Genomic DNA, 470 nt, shown 5'->3' with positions numbered 1-470 from the left:
CCGGCATGAGGATTGAGAACGCGTCCGCGTCGTCCGGGCGGCGCAGCGCCAGCGGGGCGATCGGGCCGTCCAGCTCCAGCACGAGCTGGCCCCGGCCCCCGGCGTCCAGGGCGTCCAACAGATACTCCCGGTTCACCCCGATCCGCACCGCGTGCGGGGCCGCCTCGTCCGGCCCGACCACGTGCAGGGCGCCCCGCTCGTCCAGGCCGAGCACGGTCACCTCGTGCGGCGTCCCCGCGTACTCCCGGATCAGCACCGGCGCGCCGTCCGCGGTGAGCGCGCCGCGCAGCGCGGCCACGTCGACCGGCACCCGGTACGTGGGTGAGCCGGTCGGGCCGTGCAGCAGCCGCCGGTAGTCGGGGTAGTCGTAGGGCAGCGGGACGGCGGTCACCACCCGGCCGGCCACCGTGACCTCGACCCGCTCCGGCAGCACGGTGAGGCGGGCCTCCGGGGTGATCCCGACGCCGGTG

General features: G+C 76.8%; 1 pseudogene. It reads right to left on the bottom strand.

What is annotated here, in order from left to right:
• Positions 1-470: pseudogene (locus tag LQ51_RS33290) on the bottom strand (MerR family transcriptional regulator); the annotation flags it as partial.

It is taken from the genome of Micromonospora sp. HK10 (genome assembly GCF_000982955.1).
GTDB lineage: Bacteria > Actinomycetota > Actinomycetes > Mycobacteriales > Micromonosporaceae > Micromonospora.
The sequence above is the reverse complement of the archived record's forward strand: the minus strand, read 5'-3'. Positions and strand labels throughout refer to the sequence as shown.